We start from the raw sequence: 18,620 nt of genomic DNA on the forward strand, positions 1-18,620 counted from the left end.
TGTCGTGGTTCGATTGGGACACGTGGGCCGACAAGATGGAACGTGCCCTCAAAGCCGCGAGGGAGGAATTACGGAAATGACCCAGCACATTACCGGCCGCCCTATCGCATCAATGCGATCAATACTTGCCGATGCGGTTGAAATGGCTGGCGGACAGAACGCGTGGTCACGGCGGACTGGCATTCCACAGTCGGTTGTGTCCGAGACGCTGAACGAACGCCGCGAGGTGTCGGAAAGCATCGTCAATGCACTGGGGTATGTGACCCAGACTGTGTGTATTCCCATGAAAGGGCAAAATCATGCCTGACCGCACATGGACCCGCGTCTCCGGCGTTGACCGGGATGGCACGTATTTCGTGGGTATCTACAACGTGCGCACGAATATCGAAGCACGTGCATGGCTCATGTATGAGAACGTGGAATTCATCCGGGGGCGTGTAACCGGGCTGCGCTATGAGGCGCTGGGTCCGGGTGATCGCGTTTGCCCGTTCCCTGTGCGGGAGATGGCGGCATGACGGCAATCACCTTCACCGTGCCTGGACCATTGCGCGGGAAAGGTCGCCCACGCTTCGGGAATGGCCGCACCTTCACAGATAGCAAAACCATGACGGCAGAGGCTTTCGTGCGGTCCTGCGCCGCCCTCGCGTGTCCTCTGGCTCCCATAGATGGTCCCGTGTCTCTGGATATCCGCATCACCCGCGGCATTCCGAAATCGTGGCCGAACAAGAGGCGCCAAGCAGCCTTGCAGGGCCGCCTGCACGCTACCGGAAAACCCGATCTGGATAACGTGGTCAAGCTGGTGGGCGATGCGCTGAACGGCATCATCTGGCGCGACGACAGCCAGATCACATCAGTTACCTGCTCCCGCCATTTTGGCGAGGTTGAGCAGTCGGTCATCAGCATTCAATCGTTGGAGGCATCATGAGCATAAAAGCCATCAACTGGGCGCTTATGCAGGCAGCCCTGGCGCCATCTCCAAAGCTGGTTTTGATCGTTTTGGCCAATCGGGCCAACGCGCAATTCAAGGCGTGGCCATCCATTGAGACGATCTGCCGTGAAAGCGGACTGAGCGACCGCACCGCTCGTCGCGCTCTTTCTGAACTGGAGAAGGCATCTCTGATTGAGCATGTCGGGTTTTCTTTCAGGGCAAAATGCTACCTTCTGAAAGTGCCAACTGGCTTTGAAATGCCCGTCGAGGCGGCTGATCTGACCGGTCAAATTGACCACGTAACCGGTCAAAATCGACACGTAACCGGTCATGATGGCCGACTACAGGGAAACGTAACCGGTCATTCTGACCATCTGACCGGTCAAATTGACCACGTAACCGGTCAAAATCGACACGTAACCGGTCATGATGGCCGACTACAGGGAAACGTAACCGGTCATTCTGACCATCTGACCGGTCAAATTGACCACGTAACCGGTCATGGTGACAACGTAACCGGTCACCATGACCGACAAACCATCATGAACCATCAAAGGAACCATCAGGAACCGTCAGGATCTGGAAGTGAGATCAGCGAGCCGGAACTGACCATCGACACCGCATGGCGTCCTCTGGTCCGACAGGTTCAGGATGTGGCCGGATATGACCTGGCGCGGCTGATGCCTAGCGCAGCCGATGGCGGTGAAGTTCGCCAGTGGCTGGCAGACATCACCGCCAAAGGCCATTCGGTGCAGGGCGCATCCGAGATCATCCTGATGGCCGTCAGTGGCGTGATGGAGCGTCGGCGCGATCAGGGACCGCCCAATACCCTGCGCTATTTCCGCAATGCCGTGGCCGAGATGGCCGCCGCAACGCCAACCCGTGAGGCTGCCCGCATGGAGGCGGCCTACCTCGAATACACCAAGGTCGAGATGCGCCATAAGCGCCGGCCGAAGTCCTGGACCGTGTTCCAGAAGGAATGGAGTTCTGCAGCATGAGCGCCGAGATCATCCCTTTTCCGCCGTCCCTGAACCTGTATCTGGCCCCGATGTATGCCGAACGGCATTTCCGGGAAGCGCGCCAGAAGATGCTTGAGGCTTTCCACGAGGTCATCAGGTCAGGCGGCTACCCCACCAGCCTGCGCGACGAAGCCATGGCGACATGGAACGCGATGCGCGGCCTGATCGAAATCGAGGAGATGGAGGCTTGAACGAAATCCATTTCCCGCCTGGGGCGGAAATCACGCCTGACGCCCCGGTGAATATCCAGGCCGAAATCGGCGTGATCGGCGGCATCTTGATGGACAATCGCGGGTATGAACTGGTTTGCGATTTCCTCGAAAAACGCCATTTCGCTAATTCCGTGAACGGCTGGCTGTATGGCGAGATCGAGAAAGTCATACAGTCCGGGGTTGAGGCGAACCCGATCACGATGAAGGCGCGAGTTGAAAACGCGATTGAACTGGAATCGGTCGGTGGGTTTCGATACCTGATGACCGCAGTCCAGTCGCAGCCGGGGTGGATGGGGTGCCGTGGGTCCGGGCATGCCGTTCGGGACGCATGGCTCCGTCGCCAGCTTCTGGATATCGGCTCCATGGCGAAGTCCCGCGCCATGTCCGGTGAAGGATCTGCGCCGGAAGAAATCATTGACGACATTGAGCAGGAACTTCTTGCGCTCGGGAAAGATCGTGGCGACCAGCGCCTGACAAGCCTCACTTCCGCGATGGATCAAGCCATGGAGGCAGCCTCTGCGGCGGCAGCCCGCGGAGACGGCATCATCGGCATGCGAACCGGCTTCCAGAAGCTGGACGAGGAAACCAGCGGCCTTGCTCCGGGGTGCTTATACCTGCTGGCCGGTCGCCCATCCATGGGTAAAACCGGCATGGGAGTGGGGATTGCTGTTCGCGCGGCCAAACTTTCCCAGAAGCCAGTCCTCTACTGGTCTGGCGAAATGGACGCCGCGTCGATATCGGCCAGGATCATCTCGGCCCATTCACGGTTGCCGTTGCGCTGGGTGCTGACCGGCACAAAGCCGGGACCGCGCAATCCAGACGGATCGGATGGACCGCGCTTACCCCTTACTCAGCGCGAATGGGACAGGATTTTCATGGCCCGCAAGGCAGCCGAGCAGGTTCCCGTTGTGGTCGATGATCGGCCTGCTGTCACCGTGGCGCAGCTTTATGGCCGGGCGAGACGCATGGCGCGGTCCAAGGCAGGCCTGGGCATGATCGTGGTTGATTACGTTGGCCTGATGCGCGGCACGCCCACAACCCGCAAGCAGGGGAAGTATGCCGAAGTCAGTGAGATCAGTAGTGACCTGCTGGCGCTGGCCAAAAGCCTGAATGTGCCGGTCCTTGGCTTGCAGCAGCTCAACCGAGGCGTGGAAGGACGCGACGACAAGCACCCGACCATGGCGGACCTGCGCGACAGTGGGAATCTGGAACAGGATGCCAGCGGGATATTCCTGCTCTATCGGGATCACTACTACGCTCAGCGCGATCCCGAACCGACCAAACGACCGGCGGAAAATATGGACACCTTCAGCCAGCGCGTTGACGCGTGGCATGAGCGCATCCGCGCTTCCGAGGGGAAGGCGGAGATCATCATTGCCAAGAACCGGCAGGGCGATTGCGGTACGGTTCCGATGCTGTTCAACGGCCCGACGACATGGTTCCGCGACGTGCGGGAAGGTGAGGAAAGCGCGGCATGGTGAACGAGAAAATGCCTGAAAACCGCGAAGAAAAAGGTACCAATCCCCGGCGGGGTGCGGTACTATCGCGCATGGATAACCCCGATCATTTCTGGCCCACCCGCTGCGGCGCGGACTACGTAGCCAACCTTGCGCCAGCCTGGGACTGGGATGTGGCAGTCGCAGCGTGCCAGATGCGGGCTGGTTACGATATCGGAGAGGGTGGGCGCGCTATCGTGGCTGGTATGCCCGTTTCCGGGCAGAGGATTGGCGTGGAGTGCGGTGTAGCGGTTCCTGAGGGAGGATTGACCGTGGACGATGGGAAAGGCGCTGTGGGAGAGAATATGGAGCGATTGGCTTACAATGCCACCATCTTCATTGCCTGCGGATTGGCTGGAAGTCTGATCGTGCGTGGTACGTGGGGATTTCCTTCCATGCTGATCGGCGGGTGCGTGCTGGCTGCTATCGTGCGGCCTTCTTGGTCAGTCGGGAGGTGAGTGGTTATGGCTGACACGCTGAAAATCGCCGCCATCTGGGCGCTGTTCCTGATCGTGATACCGCCAGTCAGCGCTGTTTGCTGGGTGGTTGTTTGGTGGAGTGGGGAATGATCCCCCGCTCTCAACGCCAGTTCCAGCAGGAAATGCAGGCGCGGGGGTGGTCCGTATCCGTTTCGCGCGGCGGTCATCTTCGGTGGATCCACAGAAACGGGGCTATCTATTTCTCAGCGGGGACGCCGGGGGACCGCAGGGCCGATAAAAACGCTCGGGCGGCCATGAGGAGGTTGGAGAAACAACCATGAACCAGACCCTCACCAAAGAAACCAAGCGCATCCTCAACACAATCGTCACGCCCGAGCGACAGCGCCGGTCTGAATGGACGCTTCAGCATGGCGCGCCCCGCGTGCGTACGACTGTCCAGTCGCTCCTTAACGCGGGAGATATCGACCAGAGCGCGGCTGATGCGGCGGAGCGATGGTATCGGGACTTCGTGTTCGGATACTACGGCTATGTCGAATTCGCGCCGCAACATGAAATCAACACGCTGACGCGCCATGATGAGGTATCGTGGATAGTTGTCCGCGCACATGCAAAGGCCCGAATAACAGACATCCGCGATGCGCTCGGTATGTGTGCCCATATCAGGTTGCGCATGATGATCGCGGAAGAAAAAACGTTCTCCGATATGGGAAAGTTTTTCTATCCCGGCACTACGGAATCCGTGGGAAGGAGGAAAGTCTCGGCGCAGTGTGCCTTGGTGCTTGAGCAGCTATCGGATTATTACGAGCGGCAGGGCAAAAAAAAGGTTGCATCCTGAGTCCGCAATTCGTATGAATATAACCACAATCTAATAACTGCGTTCAGTCAGTTATCTGATGCGCCGGGAATGCCCCCGGGTAGCGGGCTGGACGTTTGATTTAATCGCGCCGGACCCGGCAGAAAACAGCCATCGTTTGAAAAACAATCAAAAAGTTTGAATATGACGCAGAGAGGTGGAGCAAGGCCCGGTGCGGGCCGGAAAAAGGGAAGCCTCACAGAGGCCAAGAAAATTGGCCGTGAAGTCAGTAGCCGCGTCACGAAAAAACTTGCAGACGCCAGCGCCACACCTCTCGATATCATGGCACGCGTCATGCAGGGCGACGTTTCCATAACCGAAATGCAGTTTGAGGCAGCAAAGGCAGCGGCCCCATATATCCATCCGAAGCTATCCGCAATCCAGATGGATGCAAGGGTAAGGCGATCCGTTGAAGATATGACAGATGAAGAACTTGCCGCGCTCGCTTCTGGTGAAGAAGGCGGCGGAGAAGGCCAGGACTGAAATCAGCCGCCGCGCATCGGGGCGGTCCGGGCTTCTTGGTTTCACTCAATACACCATGTCTGACTACATGGTTGGCCCGCAGCATCGGCTTCTGTGTGATCGCCTTGACGCTGTTGAGCGTGGGGAAATCAAACGCCTGATGGTGTTCATGCCGCCCCGGCATGGTAAATCAGAACTGACCAGCAAGCGTTTCCCTGCGTGGTTTCTTGGGCGCAATCCGACCAAGCAGATCATCACGGCATCATATGGCGCGACGCTTGCGCAGGGCTTTGGCCGGGATGTGCGCAATATCGTGGCATCGCCAGAGTTCGGGGCATTGTTTCCGGGCGTAGGCGTTGCGTCTGACAGTGCTGCCCGCGATAACTGGCATACGAATAGAGGTGGTGTTTACACCGCAATGGGCGTAGGCGGTGGCCTGACTGGTAAGGGTGCTCATGTCGCGCTGATCGATGATCCTGTGAAAGACAGGCAGGACGCTGAAAGCCCAATCATACGCGAGGCGGCATGGGACTGGTATCGATCGGTCCTACGCACGCGCTTGATGCCAAATGGGGCTATTGTTCTTGTCCTTACCCGGTGGCATCCGGATGACTTGGCCGGTCGCTTATTGGCCGAGATGGAGAATGGAACAGGCGAGGAATGGGAAGTCTTGTCCCTGCCTGCCATATGCAATTCCGACCATGACGCCCTGCATCGTGGAATTGGCGAGGCGCTTTGGCCAAAGGTGTTCCCGGTTGCGGAATTGAAGAATATCGAGAAGTCCATCGGCCCCCGTGAATGGTCTGCCTTGTATCAGCAGAACCCGACGCCGGGCGAAGGGACATTGTTCAAGGTCTCCATGATCCCTGTGGTCTCGGCTGCTCCAAAAACGGGCCAGATGGTCCGGCGATGGGATTTAGCTGCGACACGCCAGATTGGCACGCGCGACCCCGACTGGACTGTTGGCATCAAGTTGCTGAAAGCGGATGACGGGCGCTTCTACATTCTCGATGTCGTGCGCCTGCGCGGAGATCCGGCAGAGGTTGAGACGGCCATTCTCAATACGGCGGCACAGGATGGCGGAGAAGTCCGTATCATCCTGCCGCAAGACCCCGGACAGGCCGGTGTGGCGCAGGTGCAGTATCTGACACGGAAGCTATCTGGATATACAGTGGATTCAATCCGGGAGACGGGCGACAAGGCCACCAGGGCGGCCCCATTCTCGTCGCAGACGAATGTGGGGAATGTCTGTCTGGTCAAGGCATCGTGGAACCGGGCGTATCTGGAAGAACTGGCAGCCTTCCCATCTGGGACGCACGATGACCAAGTGGACGCTTCCGCCGGGGCGTTTGATGCCCTGGCAGAGCCGGACGATGTAGAGGTGTGGGCACGCCTCGGATATTGATTTAGGTGAACGATGGCACGCAAAAATCGCGGGAAAGGTAACGCGCCGGTCAAGCACGTCCAGACCCGCGATGGGTTTGTGAACCCGCGCACCCGAACTGGCCGTGGCATGGATAACCTTGCTTCGGCGGGGCATTATGCATTCCGGTTCCTGACCCGCAATCGCGTCCAGCTTGAGGCGGCCTATCGTGGGTCATGGATCATTGGCAACGCGGTTGATTGTGTTGCCGAAGATATGACGCGCGCGGGCGTTGAATTGACCGGCAGCATAGACCCTCACGAAGCAAGTGAGCTTTATGCCGCGATGTCAGAGTTTGGCGTGCTGGAAAGCCTTTGCGACACCATCAAATGGGCGCGCCTGTTTGGTGGGGGTATTGGGATCATCATGATTGATGGCCAAGACCCCGCCACGCCGCTGGACCCGTCAACGGTTGGCAAGGGCCAGTTTCTTGGCATCTATTCGATTGACCGATGGATCGTGAACCCTGAGTATTCGGACACGATCCATAATTTCGGCCCAGCCCTCGGACAGCCGAATTATTATCAGGTCATCCCTGACGCGGATGCGTTTGGCGGCCAGTGGATTCACCATAGCCGCGTCATCCGTCTCGATGGCATCCGGCTGCCCATGTATCAGCGCCAGTATGAAAATGGCTGGGGCATGTCGGTGGTGGAGCGGATATTCGATGTCCTGACATCGTTCGATAGTGCAACCCTTGGAGCGGCGCAGCTTGTCTACAAGGCGCATCTTCGGGTCATGAAGATCAAAGGCTACCGCAATGTTATGGGCGGTACGAGTGAAGCTGCCCGGCGCGCCATTCAGGCGCAGCTTGATAACATCAGGGCCTATCAATCCAATGAGGGCATGACCGTCATTGACAGTGATGACGATTTTCAGGCCCTACAATATGCCTTTAGCGGCCTGAATGATGTCCTGCTGCAATTTGCCCAGCAGCTTGCCGGGGCAATGCAGATTCCAATGACGCGGCTCATGGGTCAGTCTCCCGCCGGGTTCAACACAGGCGAAAGCGATCTGCGGCAATATTACGATGGGATTGCCCAGAATCAGGAGGGGCAGTTGCGGCGCGGCATGCACACCCTGCTGGAGGTGCTGCACTATTCCATTCTGGATAAAGCGCCGCCTAAAGACTTTGGATTCAATTTCGCGTCTCTGTGGGGGATGTCCGACATGGACAAGGCCAATGTAGGGTCAACCCGCACCAGCGCAGTAGTTTCGGCCTATGAGGCAGGGATTGTGACAGACCGAGCGGTCGCCCTTCGAGAACTACGCAGCGGCGCAGAGGCGGACGGCATGTGGGATAGCATCACGGATGAGATAATAAAGGATGCAGAAAGCGATCCCCCGGCTCCCGATGAAAACGACCTTCCGCCGGTGCCGCAACCAGCGCCAAATGAGGCAGCGATGCAGTATGTCGAGCCTGAATCAGAAAGGCATTCCTGATGTTGAAAAGGGTCGTCACAGCCGACGCCCCCGGAGGAAAACGGAAGCGGGAGAAGTTTGAGCCGACAAAATCCCTTGCAATTTCATATGAGAGATCGCTTCGGAAAATTGCCAAGCACATCGGGACGCTTTCTAAGTTGCTGGACCCCGACGCCACGCAATCCCCGCAGCCGTTGATTGATGCGCTTGAGCGTTATAGCCGCACACTTGAGCCTTGGGCGCAAAGTGTGGCCCAGCGCATGCTGGAAGATGCTGACAGGGAGAATAAGCGCGACTGGCGGTCTCATGCGGCGCAGATGGGCAGGTTGCTGCGGGAGGAAATAGAGCAGGCGCCTACCGGCGAAACATTGCAGCTACTTCAGACTGAGCAAGTGGCGCTCATTACGTCCATCCCGCGTGAAGCAGCTTTGCGGGTGCAGAAACTTGCCAGAGAAAGCCTGATAACCGGATTGCGGTCAACGTCGATACGCGACGAAATCATGCGATCTGGTGAAGTGACGGCCAGTAGGGCAACCCTGATTGCACGCACGGAAACGGCCAAGGCTTCCACCCTGCTGACACAGGCGCGTGCGCAGGCGGTCGGAAGCACAGGGTATATATGGCGGTCCCATCGCGATGCCCGGACCCGCAAGTCCCATAGAGGGATGAATGGGCAGTTTGTGGCTTGGGATGAACCACCAAAATTGGACGGATTGAAGGGGCATGCCGGATGCATCCCTAACTGCCGGTGTTTCGCGATGCCGGTCTTTCCGTCATGACCAGTTCCGCTCAACGTCGTGAGACGTGGATCGCGGGTTTTTTTCGCGAGGGGACATGGAAAACCTGACCATGCTCATGCCCGCTGATCCGCGCGGGTGTGGGTTTTATCGTATCTTGCAGCCCGGAAAGGCGTTCGCGAAAAGCATTGGCAGTAAGGCGATTGAAACGTGCCACTTGCCGCGTGCGGAAGAATGGGGGAGATATAAGTTCGATCTGGTTCTGACGCAGCGCCAGTTTGAGGTAAATCAATACCGGCACTGGTGCGAATACAGCGCCCGGCATCCTGATCTGCCGATCTACATGGATTTCGATGACCTGCTTTGGGCACCACATCCGGGATCGACGTTCAAGCTGAGCCGTGATCGCGTGCAGTGCATGGACAAAACCGTCCAGTTCGCTCACCACCTGGTAGCCAGCACACAGGACATGGCGGCCGCACTGTGGGAGCGATACCGGCGCGAGGCATTTGTTCTGCCCAATATGATCTCCGAGCGCGAATTCAGGCCAGTCAGGGCGCGTGAGAACGGGCAGAAGTTGCGTGTTATCTGGGCTGGCGGCAATACACATGCGCCCGACCTGCATCAGATCATTCCCGTGGTGCAGTCAACCGCGACGAAATACGAATGGGTATTCTTCGGTTTTGTGCCAGATGCCATCAAGGGAACTGTTAAGGTCGTGCCCGAGACCGAGATGAAGGATTATTTGCGGTCCGTGCATGCTCAAGGCGCTCATGTGGGTATCGCGCCCTTGCTGGATATTCCATTCAACAGGTGCAAGTCGCATCTCAAGATACTGGAATACGGCGCACTCGGGTTGCCAACGATTGCGACGGACATAGCACCCTACAAAGACAGCCCCGGCATCCTGATTAAAAAGCCCCGCGTTTCAGACTGGCTGCGCGCGCTTTCGGTCATGGAAGATGAAAATACCCGGATGGAAATTGCGGGTAAATGTCAGGAATATTCGCGATCATATTGCATTGAGAGACCGGAAAATATTTCTATCATACAGCAAGCCTATGGACATAAAGCAGCTTATGAAGGCCATCGGGTGGAAGCCGCCGGAATCCTTCGATGCGTCTATGGCGAGAACCATTGCGTGGCAGAAGGCCAATAAGGAGTGGATTTCTTGAGCTTGAAGCCATCTACCGCCTTTTGGGGCGAGCGCAATATCATTGACCGCCTTCCGCGCATTATCGAGGTGGAGGGCGCGGTATTTGATCCCCAGCCGGACAGCGAGATACACGCCGCGATCTACCGGCCAGACCGGCAGCTTGTCCTTGAGAGCGCGCATACCCGTGGGCCGGGCACATTGCTTACGCCTGAGCGAGTGAGGCCCCGCAAGGGGACAGCAATCAAGGCAGACGCGCTGACCTACATCTATCCGGGGTATGTGAATAAGCATTACGGCCATTTCCTGCTGTCCACGTTTTCAAGGCTGTGGAGCCAGAACCTGATCGACACGGGTTTGCCGATCATATGGCATGCCGACATGACGATTGATCTGGCGTTCAGGCTTCCGTGGTTCCGCGACATCATGGGCGCGCTCAGGATCGACCGTAAGCGATTTGTGGCCTTCCCGAAGCCCACGAAGCTGGGAAAGGTCATCATCCCGTGCCCTGCCTTCATTGAACAGAAAGTATGCTTTCTGGAATATGCGGCGCTCGGAAAGCGGATTGGTGATGCTTTGTGCGGGTCCGTTATCCGGCGTAGCAAGCCGGTGTATCTGAGCAAGGCCAAGGTTAATGGGGGCGTTCGGACAATCTCCAACGAGGTTGCGCTTGAGACTGCCTTGACGCGCCGGGGATTTGATATTGTCCACCCAGAACAGATGTCCATGGGGCAGCAGATTGCGCTTTGGCGGTCTGGGGCACCTATTGTCAGCTTCACGGGATCGGCGCTTCATACGGCGCTGTTTTCTCCCGGCGCTGACATTCTGCACGTGGACTATGACAAGTTCACCAATACGAGTTTCTGGCTCATCAATGCGGCGAATGGCACCCGCGCCGATTATGTCCACTTCACGGACGGATCGGTGCCCCGCATTGGCGAAAACGAAAGATGGTCGTGCATCCATGAGTTGAAGAACCCGGAACGCACGGCAGATGTCATTGCCGCGCGGGTTAATGCCCGGCCATAATCGGAGCGAAGTTATCGTGTCCAACAAACGTCTTTCAACCGTAGATCTGGCTCCGGCGCGGGCACCGGACATTTATACCGTGCAGCGGATTGGCGACACGCGGGAACTGCTCCCTGATGGCTCGCTTCTGTGCCGTGATGTGCCGATAGCGAACCTTGGCACCATGCACTATGATCCGTCCGAACTGCCGCTTGATCCGGCGGCAGACGGCGTGATCTATGTGCATCGGGATGCGGGCGATCTGTTCAGCCCAGAGACGATTTCATCATTCGAGGATGCGCCGGTCACGCTGCGTCATCCACCAGATTTCGTCAGTCCGCAGAATTACCAGACTTATGCACGCGGTTCCCTGCGCAACGTCAGGCAGGGCACGGGTAGCATGAGTGACCATCTTCTGGGCGATCTCGTCGTGCGCGACCAGCAGGCGATTGATGCCATCCAGAAGCGCGGCATCCGCGAAGTTTCCCCCGGCTATGATGCCGATTATGAGCCGATAGAGGGGCAGGCCGGACACTACCGGCAGAACAACATTATCGGTAACCATCTCGCCATTGTTGAGCGGGGCCGGGGCGGACGCACTGTCCGTGTCGGAGACAATGAAGGGCCTGTTATGGCGTTCAAGAAAAAGACATGGGGGCAGCGACTTCTTACGGCGCTTTCCACCAATGACGCGGATGGCGTAGAGGAGGCGATCCGCGACGGCGCATCGGAAGTGCCTGATGATAACGCCACTGTTGTGATGGATCGTGCACGCGGTCGTGACGAAGACCTGCCGGAGCGCGTTGAGCCGCGTCTTGCGGGCAAGGATGACGACACCGAACGGGCTGTCGATTTCCACACCCAGCTCATGAAGACGCTTGGCGGCATCGACGCGAGGTTGTCCGATCTGGAAAAGAAGGTATCGGGCGATACCACTCCCGCCACTTCGACAGCGGACCGTCGCACGCGCGATACGGACGTGGATGGCATGGTTTCGCGCATGCGGGAAGAAGGCATGTCGGATGAGGCCATCCGCGAATGTCTGGCTATGTGCGGCTTGCTTGGTACGGAGGATGCTGACCCGGAAGCGCGCCGGGAGGAGGCTGTTCGCACCGGTGAGGCCGATGTGCGGCGCGAAGAAGGCCGCGATGAAGAAGCGGATTCCCTGCGCGAGATGGAAGCAGAGGCCAAGGATATCAGCGAACCCAATCGTGCGCCTGTTGGCGATGCGGCGTTCCAGGCTGTCTCGCGCAACGCACGGACCATCGCTGAAATACTGGCTCCCGGCATCAGGGTTCAGGCGATGGACGCCGCCGGGTCCAACGTCAGCAAGCGTAATGCGATCATCAACCTGCGCCGCCGCGCGCTGGATGCCGCCCTGTCCGATCCCAAGAAGGCATCCGCCGTTCGTGCCGTTATCGGCAACCGCCCAGTCCGGTCGATGACCGCAGATGCCTTGAGTGTGGCCTTTCAGGCCGCCGGTGCTGCCGTCAAGAATCTGAACCGGCAGGCTTATGGTCTGGGCCGCATGCCTGCGCGGGACCAGAAGGAAGGCGGTCCCGTTACCCCGGCAGAAATCAATCGTCGCAACCGCGAGCGTTACAAGCAGCCCGCCAACTAAGGAGCGAATAACATGGTCGCTTACAAGTTTCGTATGGACACCGGCTATGCCGGAACCCTTTCCCGCGAACCTGCGCCGGGGGACATCACCCCGGAGAACCTTGACCCCACGGCAGATTGGGCAAGCTATGGCTTTGGCATGCCCTACAAATACACATCCGCCGGGCTTGCTACCCCGCTGGTCGGGTCTGAAACAGCATCCGAGATCATGGGCCTGCTGGTGCGCTCGTATCCCGGTCGCGCTGTCAGCTACACGGGAGATTCGGCCTACCCGCAGATCGGCGCGAATGGCACCGATGGTGCCCGCCGTGGCTATATGACGGTCACGCTGCATGGCAGCGCAACCCCGGTAAAGGGTGGCGCTGTGTATGTGCGTGTCGCCAATGCAGGCACCGGCGAAGTGATCGGCGGTATCGAAGCCGCTGCCGATGGCGATGACACCATTGTCCTGCCCGCAGGCCGCTTTGAAGGCACGGCGGGCAGTGATGGTCTGGTGGAAATCTCCTTCAACCTTCAGTGACATGAGGGCTTCGGCCCCACCGAATTTCGTGAAAAGTCGCTTGGGTAGCGACCTTGGCCCACAGAGATGTGCGCCCGGCCCTTAGATGGAACCCTCACATATGCTTATCAATTCCCCCAAGGATGGCGCATTCACTGCGCTGTCCACTCCGTCGATCATCCGCGCCCGTGCCATGGACAGTGCATTCACCATGGGTGCCGCCACCATGGACAGCGTTGGCACGTTCTTCATCGAAGAACTTGAGCGCCTCGACCCGACCCTGCATGAACCATTGGTCATGGTGTCGTGGGGTCGTGATATCGACCTGCGCGAAGACGTAGGCGTGTCCGATGACCTGTCCAGCTTCACCCGTTCGGCCTTTGGCTCGACCGGCGGCATCAATCCTGCTGGCAAGAACTGGATCAGTGCGGAAACGACCGCGATCCCGGCTGCGCAGGTTGACATCGACAAGATCGCCCAGCCGCTGCGCGAATGGGGATCGACCGTCCAGTACACCTATCGCGAACTGGAAAAGGCCATGCGCCTTGGGCGTCCCATTGATGCCCAGAAGCTGGCCGCGATGCACATGAAGCATCAGATGGACATCGACGAGATGGTCTACATCGGCGAGCCTGCCTTCCAGAACACCTACGGGATGCTGAACAACCCGGCCACCACGGTTAGCACGGCATCTGCCGCCGGGTCGGGCGGCGGCACGTCGTTCGCATCAAAGCTGGCCATGACGAATGGCGCAGAACTGGTCCAGAACGATATCCTTGAGTTCCAGGCAAATGTGTGGGCAGCTTCCGGCTGGAAGATGATTCCCTCCCACATCCTGATGCCGCCGGACCAGTATGCCCTGCTGAACCGGACAGTGTCTTCGGCGGGCACGCAGTCCATTCTGGAATACATCCGCGTCAACAACACCTATACCCAGTCCACCGGGGAGCGTCTGGAAATCCAGCCGGTCAAGTGGTGCATCGGGCGCGGGACGAATGGTACGGATCGCATGTTCGCCTACACCAAGGACATCAACATGATCCGCTATCCTCTGGTGCCGCTTCAGAAGACGCCGATCACCTATCAGGACATGTGGCTGCGCACGACCTACTGGTCGCTGCTGGGTCAGGTGGAGTTTGTCTATCCTGAAACGACCGGTGCGATGGACGGAATCTGATCCCATGCCCGAAATCCTTGTTCTTCACCCGTTCACCCTTCGCGGGCCGGATGGTCGGCGTCGGGATTTCGGGCCGGGCTGGCATGCCGTCACAGACAGGGAGGCTGCGCTACCAATGGTGGCGCAGCGGTCCTTGCGCAAAAAGGTCAGAAGCGCACCTCAGACCGATGTGCAGCGGGAGGCCATCCCCGCAGAACCTGTGCCCCTTCCAAAGCGCCGTGGCCGAAAACCAAAGGGCTACTATGAACGCCAGTGATTTCCTGACGCTGTTCCCGGAGTTTTCGGACACGACGCGCTATCCCACGGCAACCATCACGATGTGGCTTACGGTGGCGGCGCAGTTTGTTGACCAGAGACGGTGGGGCGACAGCTATAATCTGGGCCTGTCCCTGTTTGTCGCACATGAACTGGTTCTTGGCCAGCAGGCGGCAATCGCTTCTGCCGCCGGTTCCGTTCCGGGGGTTACGACCGGCGTGGTGGCGTCCAAGTCGGTCGGGCCGCTATCCAAGTCCTATGATACCAGCATCAGCAAATATGACGATGCCGGGTTCTGGAACCTGTCCAGCTACGGGCAGAGATACTGGTATTTCATGGGCCTGTTTGGAACGGGGGGGCACCAGTTTTGAAAAAGCCCGGCGTCACCCTGACCAAAGACGCGCTTCCCGGATTGCAGGCGCGGATTAAGGCATTGGCCACGAAGCGTGTTATGGTGGGTATCCCCGCCGAGAATGCGCAGCGTGACGATGGCAGTGGTGTGAGCAATGCTCTCATTGGCTATGTGCAGGAATATGGATGTCCGGAAAAGAACATCCCCCCGCGACCGTTTCTGGTGCCCGGCGTCGCATCCATACGCGATGATGCCGTCAAAGTGCTACGCAAGGTTGGCGTTGACTCCCTGGAGGGGAATGCGGCAGCCGCCAATAACGGCCTGAATGAAATCGGGCTAAGGGCCGAGGCTGCTGTAAAAAACAAGATGGATGAAGGCCCATTCACGCCATTGGCCGATGCAACGGTTGAAGCGCGTGCCCGCAGGGGCAGGCCGGGGGCGGCGGAAGAACTGACCAACAGGAAAGACGGGCAACCTGCCGGAACCGATCTGGCGCAACCTCTGATCGACACCGGCAATCTGCAACAGCACATCACGTATGTGATCCGCACAGTGAAGGCACCGTAATGCCGTTACTCGATGTATCCGACAACCTGCTTGACCCGGATTTTATCCAGATGCTTACCGTCACGCGCCCAACGCAGACGGTAGACAGTCAGGGCATGACCCAGATCACGGAAACCTCGCAGTCGTTCTATGGTGCGCCCGTGCCCCTTACATCACAGGAACTGATCCGCAATCCGAACGCCGAGCTTCTGGCAGGCGGCATCCGGGTTTATACGCGCTTCGTTCTTGATTCAGGCAGTCCCAATACATCCGCTGACATCGTGACGTTCGGCGGCAAGAGATACACTGTTGTCTCTGTTGATGACTGGTCCAATTTCGGAGCCGGATATGTCGCGGCGGACTGCGCTGTCATCTCCCTACAGGACAAGGTAGACGCCGGTGACAGCGAATAATGATTCATCCACGGCAGGGTATCTTACCCCAATCGAATATGAAGATGCTGGGCAGGACATTGACCTTGACCTGGTATTCCAGCCAGCGGTCGCGGCCCTTACCGGAATCGATCCAACGCTTGTTCGCCCGCGATGGCAGCGTCTCCCTCCAAAACAGCCGGAACCGCACATAGACTGGTGCGCCCTTTCCGTTACGGACATTGCAGCGGATACGAATGCCATCACGACATTCTCCGAGGCATTATCAGGTGGCGTTGAGCGCCATGAGACCCTGACTGTCCTGTGTTCGTTTTACGGCCCCAATTCCGCACTCAGGGCATCGGACCTGCGGGATGGCCTGATGCTGTCCCAAAACCGATCTGCGCTACTGGCAGCGGGTATTGCCTTCAAGCGTGCCGATACGATCAGGCGCATACCGGAACTGACCAACCGGCGGTTCATTAACCGCGCTGATATTTCGCTCACATTCAGGCGGCATTCCCGGCGCACCTACCCAATCCTTTCTGTCCTGTCATCTTCCGGGTCAATCATGGCCGATGGCGGCGGCGGGAATATCACCACTGAACCATTCGATACGGAAAACGTCTCATGAGCACGACAGGGCTATCAGTTAATAATGTCGTTGATGTCACGGTAACGCTACAGGCAACCGGGTCGTCAACAAGGAACTTCGGCGCGTTGCTGCTGCTTGGCACTACGGCTGGCGTATTCTCTGACACGGAGAACCTGCGCGCCTATACCGGGCTGGATGACGTAGGGAATGATTTCGGCACGACTGACCCGGAATATATCGCAGCAGACCTGTTCTTCTCGCAGTCCCCACAGCCGTCCACGCTATATATTGGCGAAGTGCGAGACGGGGAAGATATTCCTACCGCAGTGAGCCGTCTGGAAGATTACTCCGCAGACTGGTATGGGCTGGCGCTGGCCACGACCAGTAGCGTTGCGGCAAGCACGATTACCGATGTCGCGGAGATGGTCGAGGGTTTCAGCATCTCGCGCTCGTTCTGGTTTACCAGCCAGGACACAGCCGCATATGATGCGTCCAGCACGACTGACCTGCCCTACCTGCTCTCCAAGGCAGGATACGCCCGCACCATCGTGCAGTATTCGTCCAGCAGCCCTTATGCCGCCGTGTCCATGTTTGGGCGCATCGCAACCGTCGATTACAGCGCGGATAACACGACGCTTACCCTGAAGTTCAAGACTGAGCCGGATATCACTGCGGAGACCCTGACGCAGACGCAGGCAAACGCGCTGGATGCCAAGAACTGCAACTACTATGTCAACTACCAGAACGGCGATGCCATCATCCAGCAGGGCGTGACGGCAAGCGGCGAATGGATTGATACCCTGATCGGTCTGGACGCTTTCCAGAATGCCCTACAGGTGGCGGGCTGGAATGCCCTGTATACCAGCACGACCAAGATTCCCCAGACGGACTCCGGCATGAACATCCTGCTGGGTGTCTATGAAACGGTCTGTGCACAGTTCGTGGATAATGGCCTGTTTGCGCCCGGCACATGGACCGGACCCGACATTGGTTCCCTTCTTGAAGGGGGCACGCTGACCAAGGGGTATTATGCCTACATGGAGCCTGTTGCTGACCAGTCCACCAGCAACAGGTCCAAGCGTATGGCAGTTCCCTGCCAGATCGCCTGCAAGCTGGCCGGGGCCGTGCATTCGTCCTCTGTCGCCGTAACCGTCGTGAACTAAGGAGCGTTCCATGGCTATTGTTTTCGGGACATATTCGTTCCAGGACGTTACGGCGTCCATCGTGGGGTCAGGTCTGGCCGTCTCTCTTGGATCGGACGCGGGCGCGGCAGAGGAAGGCATCTCCATTGAGATGGAGGCCGACAAGACTAATCTGGTAGTTGGTGCTGATGGTTCCTACATGCACTCCCTGCACGCGGCCAATGCAGGAACGATCACCGTTCGCCTGCTGAAGAACAGCCCGCAAAACGCCCTGCTTTCGGCAGCCTATAACGCACAGCGCCTGTCATCCGCACTGTGGGGCAAGAACGTGATCGTGGTCAGGCAGAATGTCAGCGGCGATACGCTGACCGCAGCAGGAGCGGCTTTCCTGCGCTGGCCCAATACTGAATACGCGAACGATGGCGGCGTAGTCACATGGGCCTTCCGTTGCGGCATCATTGATGGCGTCCTGGGCACCTACTAAGGAAACTCGGAATGAACGAAATCGAAGTTGCCGACCGGAAATATCTAGTCGGCAAAATGCCCGTCATGAAGCAGCTTCATGTCGCCCGTCGCATGGCTCCACTCATGGCGGCCATGGCGAACGAGGGCGACGTTGCTGCCAAGATTGCGGAAGCCGTATCCGGCCTGAATGATGCCGATACGGATTATATCGTCGATGCCTGCCTTGGCGTCGTGCGCTATGTGGACCCGAACAGCGGCGGCACATCCTTCCCCGTCATGCCGCGCCCCGGCGTGCTGGCGTATGACTTTGTTGACCTGCCAACGGTCATGTCCCTTGTGCGGGCGGTCATCGCGGAAAACCTTGGAAATTTTATTCCTACCGCTCCGTCCGCTTCGAGCGCACCGGCAGCGGTCTAAGGTTCGAGCCGGTCATGCTTCCGGATGG

The 18,620-nt window shown here is 58.3% G+C and carries 24 protein-coding genes; all 24 read left to right on the top strand.

Annotated features, from left to right (window positions below; all coding sequences use genetic code 11):
• Window positions 1–76 precede the first annotated feature (76 nt).
• Window positions 77–307, top strand: coding sequence for a hypothetical protein (locus tag LDL32_RS01640; RefSeq protein ID WP_233064108.1), 231 nt, complete (start codon window positions 77–79; stop codon window positions 305–307).
• Window positions 300–515: a hypothetical protein gene (locus LDL32_RS01645; RefSeq protein WP_233064109.1), complete on the top strand. Its 216-nt coding sequence runs from the start codon at window positions 300–302 to the stop codon at window positions 513–515. Before LDL32_RS01640 ends, LDL32_RS01645 begins: the two co-directional genes overlap by 8 nt.
• Window positions 512–925 (top strand): RusA family crossover junction endodeoxyribonuclease, encoded by a 414-nt coding sequence (locus LDL32_RS01650; protein WP_233064110.1) that lies wholly within the window; start codon window positions 512–514, stop codon window positions 923–925. The genes LDL32_RS01645 and LDL32_RS01650 overlap by 4 nt, the downstream gene beginning before the upstream one ends.
• On the top strand, window positions 922–1,926 hold the full coding sequence (locus LDL32_RS01655) for a helix-turn-helix domain-containing protein (protein ID WP_233064111.1): 1,005 nt from the start codon (window positions 922–924) through the stop codon (window positions 1,924–1,926). Before LDL32_RS01650 ends, LDL32_RS01655 begins: the two co-directional genes overlap by 4 nt.
• Window positions 1,923–2,138, top strand: a complete 216-nt coding sequence (locus LDL32_RS01660) for a hypothetical protein (RefSeq protein ID WP_233064112.1) — start codon at window positions 1,923–1,925, stop codon at window positions 2,136–2,138. Before LDL32_RS01655 ends, LDL32_RS01660 begins: the two co-directional genes overlap by 4 nt.
• Window positions 2,135–3,640 carry a replicative DNA helicase gene (locus LDL32_RS01665; RefSeq protein ID WP_233064113.1) on the top strand — a complete coding sequence of 502 codons (1,506 nt, stop codon included), beginning with the start codon at window positions 2,135–2,137 and terminating at the stop codon, window positions 3,638–3,640. Before LDL32_RS01660 ends, LDL32_RS01665 begins: the two co-directional genes overlap by 4 nt.
• Window positions 3,634–4,113 (top strand): hypothetical protein, encoded by a 480-nt coding sequence (locus LDL32_RS01670; RefSeq protein WP_233064114.1) that lies wholly within the window; start codon window positions 3,634–3,636, stop codon window positions 4,111–4,113. The genes LDL32_RS01665 and LDL32_RS01670 overlap by 7 nt, the downstream gene beginning before the upstream one ends.
• A gap of 298 nt (window positions 4,114–4,411) precedes the next feature.
• Window positions 4,412–4,930, top strand: coding sequence for a hypothetical protein (locus tag LDL32_RS01675; RefSeq protein WP_233064115.1), 519 nt, complete (start codon window positions 4,412–4,414; stop codon window positions 4,928–4,930).
• 162 nt (window positions 4,931–5,092) lie between these two features.
• Window positions 5,093–5,431, top strand: a complete 339-nt coding sequence (locus LDL32_RS01680) for a hypothetical protein (RefSeq protein ID WP_233064116.1) — start codon at window positions 5,093–5,095, stop codon at window positions 5,429–5,431.
• Entirely contained in the window at window positions 5,373–6,815 is a 1,443-nt protein-coding gene (gene terL / locus LDL32_RS01685) for a phage terminase large subunit (RefSeq protein ID WP_233064118.1), read from the top strand. The genes LDL32_RS01680 and terL overlap by 59 nt, the downstream gene beginning before the upstream one ends.
• A gap of 12 nt (window positions 6,816–6,827) precedes the next feature.
• Complete coding sequence (locus LDL32_RS01690) at window positions 6,828–8,276, top strand: DUF1073 domain-containing protein (protein ID WP_233064119.1); 1,449 nt, start codon at window positions 6,828–6,830, stop codon at window positions 8,274–8,276.
• Window positions 8,276–9,034 carry a phage minor head protein gene (locus tag LDL32_RS01695; RefSeq protein WP_233064120.1) on the top strand — a complete coding sequence of 253 codons (759 nt, stop codon included), beginning with the start codon at window positions 8,276–8,278 and terminating at the stop codon, window positions 9,032–9,034. Before LDL32_RS01690 ends, LDL32_RS01695 begins: the two co-directional genes overlap by 1 nt.
• 55 nt (window positions 9,035–9,089) lie before the next feature.
• Window positions 9,090–10,151, top strand: coding sequence for a hypothetical protein (locus LDL32_RS01700; RefSeq protein ID WP_233064121.1), 1,062 nt, complete (start codon window positions 9,090–9,092; stop codon window positions 10,149–10,151).
• A gap of 12 nt (window positions 10,152–10,163) precedes the next feature.
• A complete protein-coding gene (locus tag LDL32_RS01705; protein WP_233064122.1) occupies window positions 10,164–11,174 on the top strand; it encodes a DUF563 domain-containing protein in 1,011 nt (336 codons plus the stop codon).
• A 16-nt stretch (window positions 11,175–11,190) separates the two neighbouring features.
• A complete protein-coding gene (locus LDL32_RS01710) occupies window positions 11,191–12,774 on the top strand; it encodes a DUF2213 domain-containing protein (RefSeq protein ID WP_233064123.1) in 1,584 nt (527 codons plus the stop codon).
• Between the two features lie 12 nt (window positions 12,775–12,786).
• Complete coding sequence (locus LDL32_RS01715) at window positions 12,787–13,293, top strand: hypothetical protein (protein ID WP_233064124.1); 507 nt, start codon at window positions 12,787–12,789, stop codon at window positions 13,291–13,293.
• A gap of 100 nt (window positions 13,294–13,393) precedes the next feature.
• Complete coding sequence (locus LDL32_RS01720) at window positions 13,394–14,449, top strand: DUF2184 domain-containing protein (RefSeq protein ID WP_233064126.1); 1,056 nt, start codon at window positions 13,394–13,396, stop codon at window positions 14,447–14,449.
• A gap of 242 nt (window positions 14,450–14,691) precedes the next feature.
• A complete protein-coding gene (locus LDL32_RS01725) occupies window positions 14,692–15,075 on the top strand; it encodes a DUF4054 domain-containing protein (RefSeq protein ID WP_233064127.1) in 384 nt (127 codons plus the stop codon).
• Window positions 15,072–15,623: a hypothetical protein gene (locus LDL32_RS01730; protein WP_233064128.1), complete on the top strand. Its 552-nt coding sequence runs from the start codon at window positions 15,072–15,074 to the stop codon at window positions 15,621–15,623. The genes LDL32_RS01725 and LDL32_RS01730 overlap by 4 nt, the downstream gene beginning before the upstream one ends.
• Window positions 15,623–16,015 carry a hypothetical protein gene (locus tag LDL32_RS01735; RefSeq protein WP_233064129.1) on the top strand — a complete coding sequence of 131 codons (393 nt, stop codon included), beginning with the start codon at window positions 15,623–15,625 and terminating at the stop codon, window positions 16,013–16,015. The genes LDL32_RS01730 and LDL32_RS01735 overlap by 1 nt, the downstream gene beginning before the upstream one ends.
• Window positions 16,002–16,607: a hypothetical protein gene (locus LDL32_RS01740; protein WP_233064130.1), complete on the top strand. Its 606-nt coding sequence runs from the start codon at window positions 16,002–16,004 to the stop codon at window positions 16,605–16,607. The genes LDL32_RS01735 and LDL32_RS01740 overlap by 14 nt, the downstream gene beginning before the upstream one ends.
• Window positions 16,604–17,731 (top strand): DUF3383 family protein, encoded by a 1,128-nt coding sequence (locus LDL32_RS01745; protein ID WP_233064131.1) that lies wholly within the window; start codon window positions 16,604–16,606, stop codon window positions 17,729–17,731. Before LDL32_RS01740 ends, LDL32_RS01745 begins: the two co-directional genes overlap by 4 nt.
• Before the next feature lie 10 nt (window positions 17,732–17,741).
• The gene (locus LDL32_RS01750) at window positions 17,742–18,194 is read left to right on the top strand and encodes a phage protein (RefSeq protein ID WP_233064132.1); all 453 of its coding nucleotides are present in this window, start codon (window positions 17,742–17,744) and stop codon (window positions 18,192–18,194) included.
• Window positions 18,195–18,205: 11 nt separating this feature from the next.
• Window positions 18,206–18,592 carry a phage tail assembly chaperone gene (locus LDL32_RS01755; RefSeq protein ID WP_233064133.1) on the top strand — a complete coding sequence of 129 codons (387 nt, stop codon included), beginning with the start codon at window positions 18,206–18,208 and terminating at the stop codon, window positions 18,590–18,592.
• Window positions 18,593–18,620: the final 28 nt, after the last annotated feature.

It is taken from the genome of Komagataeibacter sp. FNDCF1 (assembly GCF_021295335.1).
GTDB lineage: Bacteria > Pseudomonadota > Alphaproteobacteria > Acetobacterales > Acetobacteraceae > Komagataeibacter.

What these genes read in the sequence shown, in the direction of transcription:
- LDL32_RS01735 (WP_233064129.1), top strand. Translation starts at nt 15,623, where the DNA reads ATGCCGTTACTCGATGTATCCGACAACCTGCTTGACCCGGATTTTATC.
- LDL32_RS01695 (WP_233064120.1), top strand. Translation starts at nt 8,276, where the DNA reads ATGTTGAAAAGGGTCGTCACAGCCGACGCCCCCGGAGGAAAACGGAAG.
- LDL32_RS01690 (WP_233064119.1), top strand. Translation starts at nt 6,828, where the DNA reads ATGGCACGCAAAAATCGCGGGAAAGGTAACGCGCCGGTCAAGCACGTC.
- LDL32_RS01715 (WP_233064124.1), top strand. Translation starts at nt 12,787, where the DNA reads ATGGTCGCTTACAAGTTTCGTATGGACACCGGCTATGCCGGAACCCTT.
- LDL32_RS01725 (WP_233064127.1), top strand. Translation starts at nt 14,692, where the DNA reads ATGAACGCCAGTGATTTCCTGACGCTGTTCCCGGAGTTTTCGGACACG.
- LDL32_RS01720 (WP_233064126.1), top strand. Translation starts at nt 13,394, where the DNA reads ATGCTTATCAATTCCCCCAAGGATGGCGCATTCACTGCGCTGTCCACT.
- terL (WP_233064118.1), top strand. Translation starts at nt 5,373, where the DNA reads ATGAAGAACTTGCCGCGCTCGCTTCTGGTGAAGAAGGCGGCGGAGAAG.
- LDL32_RS01750 (WP_233064132.1), top strand. Translation starts at nt 17,742, where the DNA reads ATGGCTATTGTTTTCGGGACATATTCGTTCCAGGACGTTACGGCGTCC.
- LDL32_RS01755 (WP_233064133.1), top strand. Translation starts at nt 18,206, where the DNA reads ATGAACGAAATCGAAGTTGCCGACCGGAAATATCTAGTCGGCAAAATG.
- LDL32_RS01680 (WP_233064116.1), top strand. Translation starts at nt 5,093, where the DNA reads ATGACGCAGAGAGGTGGAGCAAGGCCCGGTGCGGGCCGGAAAAAGGGA.
- LDL32_RS01650 (WP_233064110.1), top strand. Translation starts at nt 512, where the DNA reads ATGACGGCAATCACCTTCACCGTGCCTGGACCATTGCGCGGGAAAGGT.
- LDL32_RS01700 (WP_233064121.1), top strand. Translation starts at nt 9,090, where the DNA reads ATGGAAAACCTGACCATGCTCATGCCCGCTGATCCGCGCGGGTGTGGG.
- LDL32_RS01670 (WP_233064114.1), top strand. Translation starts at nt 3,634, where the DNA reads ATGGTGAACGAGAAAATGCCTGAAAACCGCGAAGAAAAAGGTACCAAT.
- LDL32_RS01675 (WP_233064115.1), top strand. Translation starts at nt 4,412, where the DNA reads ATGAACCAGACCCTCACCAAAGAAACCAAGCGCATCCTCAACACAATC.
- LDL32_RS01640 (WP_233064108.1), top strand. Translation starts at nt 77, where the DNA reads ATGACCCAGCACATTACCGGCCGCCCTATCGCATCAATGCGATCAATA.
- LDL32_RS01660 (WP_233064112.1), top strand. Translation starts at nt 1,923, where the DNA reads ATGAGCGCCGAGATCATCCCTTTTCCGCCGTCCCTGAACCTGTATCTG.
- LDL32_RS01745 (WP_233064131.1), top strand. Translation starts at nt 16,604, where the DNA reads ATGAGCACGACAGGGCTATCAGTTAATAATGTCGTTGATGTCACGGTA.
- LDL32_RS01645 (WP_233064109.1), top strand. Translation starts at nt 300, where the DNA reads ATGCCTGACCGCACATGGACCCGCGTCTCCGGCGTTGACCGGGATGGC.
- LDL32_RS01655 (WP_233064111.1), top strand. Translation starts at nt 922, where the DNA reads ATGAGCATAAAAGCCATCAACTGGGCGCTTATGCAGGCAGCCCTGGCG.